This window comes from Arthrobacter bussei, assembly GCF_009377195.2.
GTDB classification, from domain to species: Bacteria; Actinomycetota; Actinomycetes; order Actinomycetales; family Micrococcaceae; genus Arthrobacter_D; species Arthrobacter_D bussei.
The window spans coordinates 1-5,983 of the sequence record NZ_VJXX01000011.1 but is presented as its reverse complement, the minus strand read 5'-3'; the positions used below and the strand labels follow the sequence as shown (position 1 = coordinate 5,983).

The following is a 5,983-nucleotide window of genomic DNA, read 5'->3' as shown; positions in this document are numbered from 1 at the left end:
GGTGGGGTTGTGGGGTTAATGGGGTGAGGCCCCGCACCTGGTGGTGTGGGGCCTCAGCCTGTGAAGTGTTGTCCGGCGGTGTCCTACTCTCCCACACTCTCTCGGGTGCAGTACCATCGGCGCTGTGGGTCTTAGCTTCCGGGTTCGGAATGGGACCGGGCGTTTCCCCCACGCTATGACCGCCGTAACTTTGTTTACCGTGTCCGTCCAGTGTCCTGCCCGGGGTCCGTTGTCACCCCTTGGTGCCCGTTATGGGTGTGGGGGTGGTGTGGTCCGGGTGGTGTTGGTGGTGGTAAGTCTGTGGTTACAACTGTGACAACTGTGCTGTATGGAGTTGTGGTGGTGGTTCCTGTTGTTGGTTGGGAACCGCATAGTGGACGCGTAGCATGTTTGATCTTCACTCACCCCTTGGTCATCCTGTGATCATTGCTGGTCACGGGGTGCGGGGTGGGTGTGTGGTGTAAGTTATCGGCTTATTAGTACCGGTCAGCTTCACAGGTCTGTAGTCCCTGCTTCCACATCCGGCCTATCAACCCAGTGGTCTGGCTGGGGGCCTCTCACACTCTAGGTGTATGGAAATCTCATCTTGAAGCAGGCTTCCCGCTTAGATGCTTTCAGCGGTTATCCCATCCGAACGTAGCTAATCAGCGGTGCACTTGGCAGTACAACTGACACACCAGAGGTTCGTCCGTCCCGGTCCTCTCGTACTAAGGACAGCCCTTCTCAAATTTCCTGCGCGCGCAGCGGATAGGGACCGAACTGTCTCACGACGTTCTAAACCCAGCTCGCGTACCGCTTTAATGGGCGAACAGCCCAACCCTTGGGACCTACTCCAGCCCCAGGATGCGACGAGCCGACATCGAGGTGCCAAACCATGCCGTCGATATGGACTCTTGGGCAAGATCAGCCTGTTATCCCCGAGGTACCTTTTATCCGTTGAGCGACGGCCATTCCACAATGTGCCGCCGGATCACTAGTCCCGACTTTCGTCCCTGCTCGAGATGTCTCTCTCACAGTCAAGCTCCCTTGTGCACTTACACTCGCCACCTGATTGCCAACCAGGCTGAGGGAACCTTTGGGCGCCTCCGTTACTTTTTAGGAGGCAACCGCCCCAGTTAAACTACCCATCAGGCACTGTCCCTGACCCGGATTACGGGCCGAAGTTAGATATCCAGAGTGACCAGAGTGGTATTTCAACGATGACTCCACGTGAACTGGCGTCCACGCTTCACAGTCTCCCACCTATCCTACACAAGCCACACCGAACACCAATACCAAACTATAGTGAAGGTCTCGGGGTCTTTCCGTCCTGCTGCGCGTAACGAGCATCTTTACTCGTACTGCAATTTCGCCGAGTTTATGGTTGAGACAGCGGGGAAGTCGTTACTCCATTCGTGCAGGTCGGAACTTACCCGACAAGGAATTTCGCTACCTTAGGATGGTTATAGTTACCACCGCCGTTTACTGGGGCTTAAATTCCCAGCTTCGTCCCACGCAAGCGTGAAACTAACCGGTCCTCTTAACCTTCCAGCACCGGGCAGGAGTCAGTCCGTATACATCGTCTTGCGACTTCGCACGGACCTGTGTTTTTAGTAAACAGTCGCTTCCCCCTGGTCTCTGCGGCCCTGATCCGCTCCGGTGAGCTAGTCACCATCACAGTTGGGGCCCCCCTTCTCCCGAAGTTACGGGGGCATTTTGCCGAGTTCCTTAACCATAATTCTCTCGATCGCCTTAGTATTCTCTACCTGATCACCTGTGTCGGTTTGGGGTACGGGCGGCTAGAACCTCGCGCCGATGCTTTTCTAGGCAGCATAGGATCACCGAATTCCCCCATACGGGGGTCCCATCAGATCTCAAGCACGGTATTCAAACCAGAACCACGGATTTGCCTATGGTTCGCCCTACATCCTTAGACCGGGACTACCATCGCCCGGCTCGGCTACCTTCCTGCGTCACACCTGTTAATACGCTTACCTCCCGAGATCAGGTCCCGCGATCCACAAAAAACCACGTCACCACAAGGGTGGGCGGTCATGCTTCTGGCGGTTAGTATCCCTCGATCAGTATTGGCGGTTCTTCGCCGGTACGGGAATATCAACCCGTTGTCCATCGACTACGCCTGTCGGCCTCGCCTTAGGTCCCGACTTACCCAGGGCAGATTAGCTTGACCCTGGAACCCTTGATCATTCGGCGGACGGGTTTCTCACCCGTCTTTCGCTACTCATGCCTGCATTCTCACTCGTGTAGGCTCCACCGCTGGTTTACACCGCGACTTCACTGCCCACACGACGCTCCCCTACCCATCCACACCCTTGAACCAAGAGAACAAGTCTCCGGCTTGGGATATATGTGAATGCCACAACTTCGGCGGTGTACTTGAGCCCCGCTACATTGTCGGCGCGGAATCACTTGACCAGTGAGCTATTACGCACTCTTTCAAGGGTGGCTGCTTCTAAGCCAACCTCCTGGTTGTCTGGGCAACTCCACATCCTTTCCCACTTAGCACACGCTTAGGGGCCTTAGTTGGTGGTCTGGGCTGTTTCCCTCTCGACTATGAAGCTTATCCCCCACAGTCTCACTGCTGCGCTCTCACTTACCGGCATTCGGAGTTTGGCTGACGTCAGTAACCTTGTAGGGCCCATTAGCCATCCAGTAGCTCTACCTCCGATAAGAAACACGCAACGCTGCACCTAAATGCATTTCGGGGAGAACCAGCTATCACGAAGTTTGATTGGCCTTTCACCCCTACCCACAGCTCATCCCCTCCATTTTCAACTGAAGTGGGTTCGGTCCTCCACGACGTCTTACCGTCGCTTCAACCTGACCATGGGTAGATCACTTCGCTTCGGGTCTAGATCACGCCACTCTGGTCGCCCTATTCAGACTCGCTTTCGCTACGGCTTCCCCACACGGGTTAACCTCGCGACGTAACACTAACTCGCAGGCTCATTCTTCAAAAGGCACGCCGTCACAGAAACAAGTCTGCTCCGACGGTTTGTAGGCACACGGTTTCAGGTACTATTTCACTCCCCTCCCGGGGTACTTTTCACCTTTCCCTCACGGTACTGGTCCGCTATCGGTCATCAGGGAGTATTTAGGCTTACCAGGTGGTCCTGGCAGATTCGCACGGGATTTCTCGGGCCCCGTGCTACTTGGGATCCTCTCCAAACGGCATCACGCATTACGGTTACGGGACTAACACCCTCTCCGGCCGGGCTTTCAAACCCGTTCACCTATACGCATGCACTCATTTCACCAGTCCGGCAGAACTGGAACGGAAAGTCCCACAACCCCAGTGATGCAACGCCCGCCGGCTATCACACACCACTGGTTTAGCCTGTTCCGCGTTCGCTCGCCACTACTAACGGAATCACTATTGTTTTCTCTTCCTGTGGGTACTGAGATGTTTCACTTCCCCACGTTCCCTCCACGTACCCTATGTGTTCAGATACGGGTCACCCGGTCACTCGCGCGCCGGGCGGGGTTTCCCCATTCGGACATCCTGGGATCAAAGTTCGGTTATCAACTCCCCCAGGCTTATCGCAGATTCCCACGTCCTTCTTCGGCTCCTGATGCCAAGGCATCCACCGTGTGCCCTTAAAAACTTGACCACAAAGATCAAAAAACATATCGAGAAAACCAGGCCCGAACACACACGCACCTTCCCCCGAAAGGAAAGACCACGCATCCACTCGAAACCAGATTTATCTTAGAAATTGCTTCTTTTTAAGATGCTCGCGTCCACTATGCAGTTCTCAACCAACAACCCCAACACACCCACACCCACCCCAACCAAGGGACAAGCACGGCATGCGCAGGAAAACCAGAAACAACCAAACCCCCACCCGCCGGCACCACACCCCCCACCAGACACACCCCCAGGAACCAGCCACCCACACACACCGAAGCGCATACAGACAACCACCCAGGGCCACGCCCACCAAAGGACACAACACCACGACAGATAAGAGCCCTGTTATCTCAGGACCCAACAGTGTGCCAAACGATCAACCCGATACCACCCACCAACCTGAGCTTTCCACAACCAGAACACCCACGAACCCCCACCCCGAAGCCGAAACCCCAGGACCAAGGACCATGAACGAACCAATCCGTACTCACCAGCTAGCAGGCACCACCAGGCACCTATCCGTTGATATTCCACCCATGAGCACCCACCGCGGAACAAACGCCCGCGCTATGGGCTGACTCCTGCGAACACCACCCCCACCACACAGGACGAGGACGGACATTCGAGGCGCTCCTTAGAAAGGAGGTGATCCAGCCGCACCTTCCGGTACGGCTACCTTGTTACGACTTAGTCCCAATCGCCGGTCCCACCTTCGACGGCTCCCTCCCACAAGGGGTTAGGCCACCGGCTTCGGGTGTTACCAACTTTCGTGACTTGACGGGCGGTGTGTACAAGGCCCGGGAACGTATTCACCGCAGCGTTGCTGATCTGCGATTACTAGCGACTCCAACTTCATGAGGTCGAGTTGCAGACCTCAATCCGAACTGAGACCGGCTTTTTGGGATTAGCTCCACCTCACAGTATCGCAACCCTTTGTACCGGCCATTGTAGCATGCGTGAAGCCCAAGACATAAGGGGCATGATGATTTGACGTCGTCCCCACCTTCCTCCGAGTTGACCCCGGCAGTCTCCCATGAGTCCCCGGCATAACCCGCTGGCAACATGGAACGAGGGTTGCGCTCGTTGCGGGACTTAACCCAACATCTCACGACACGAGCTGACGACAACCATGCACCACCTGTAAACCGGCCACAAGTGGCTGACACATCTCTGCATCATTCCGGTTCATGTCAAGCCTTGGTAAGGTTCTTCGCGTTGCATCGAATTAATCCGCATGCTCCGCCGCTTGTGCGGGCCCCCGTCAATTCCTTTGAGTTTTAGCCTTGCGGCCGTACTCCCCAGGCGGGGCACTTAATGCGTTAGCTACGGCGCGGAAAACGTGGAATGTCCCCCACACCTAGTGCCCAACGTTTACGGCATGGACTACCAGGGTATCTAATCCTGTTCGCTCCCCATGCTTTCGCTCCTCAGCGTCAGTTACAGCCCAGAGACCTGCCTTCGCCATCGGTGTTCCTCCTGATATCTGCGCATTTCACCGCTACACCAGGAATTCCAGTCTCCCCTACTGCACTCTAGTCTGCCCGTACCCACCGCAGATCCGGAGTTAAGCCCCGGACTTTCACGGCAGACGCGACAAACCGCCTACGAGCTCTTTACGCCCAATAATTCCGGATAACGCTTGCGCCCTACGTATTACCGCGGCTGCTGGCACGTAGTTAGCCGGCGCTTCTTCTGCAGGTACCGTCACCAACCCAAAAGACCGGCTTCTTCCCTACTGAAAGAGGTTTACAACCCGAAGGCCTTCATCCCTCACGCGGCGTCGCTGCATCAGGCTTGCGCCCATTGTGCAATATTCCCCACTGCTGCCTCCCGTAGGAGTCTGGGCCGTGTCTCAGTCCCAGTGTGGCCGGTCACCCTCTCAGGCCGGCTACCCGTCGTCGCCTTGGTAGGCCATTACCCCACCAACAAGCTGATAGGCCGCGAGTCCATCCAAAACCACAAAAGCTTTCCACCAACATGGCATGCGCCAGAAGGTCGTATCCAGTATTAGACCCGGTTTCCCAGGCTTATCCCAGAGTCAAGGGCAGGTTACTCACGTGTTACTCACCCGTTCGCCACTAATCCCCCCACAAGTGAGGTTCATCGTTCGACTTGCATGTGTTAAGCACGCCGCCAGCGTTCATCCTGAGCCAGGATCAAACTCTCCGTAAATGATTCACAGACACAACACGGAACCCCGGGAAAACGAGGAACCACGCTGCACAAAATTCGAAACCAGCCAAAAAAACCAGCCACCACACACAAAATGCGCGACAACCAGCAAATTCAACCAATCAAAAAACAATCGGTATCAACAAACTTGGCACACTATTGAGTTCTCAAACAACAGGA

At 55.6% G+C, this 5,983-nt stretch carries 3 rRNA genes; all 3 read right to left on the bottom strand.

Annotation, left to right across the window (positions count from 1 at the left end):
* Window positions 1-70: 70 nt before the first annotated feature.
* Window positions 71-187: ribosomal RNA gene (rrf, locus tag FNH21_RS16695) — 5S ribosomal RNA — on the bottom strand.
* A 268-nt stretch (window positions 188-455) separates the two neighbouring features.
* Window positions 456-3,611, bottom strand: a 23S ribosomal RNA gene (locus FNH21_RS16690).
* A 658-nt stretch (window positions 3,612-4,269) separates the two neighbouring features.
* A 16S ribosomal RNA gene (locus FNH21_RS16685) occupies window positions 4,270-5,803 on the bottom strand.
* The 16S, 23S and 5S rRNA genes sit together here, the layout of an rRNA operon.
* Between the last annotated feature and the right edge of the window lie 180 nt (window positions 5,804-5,983).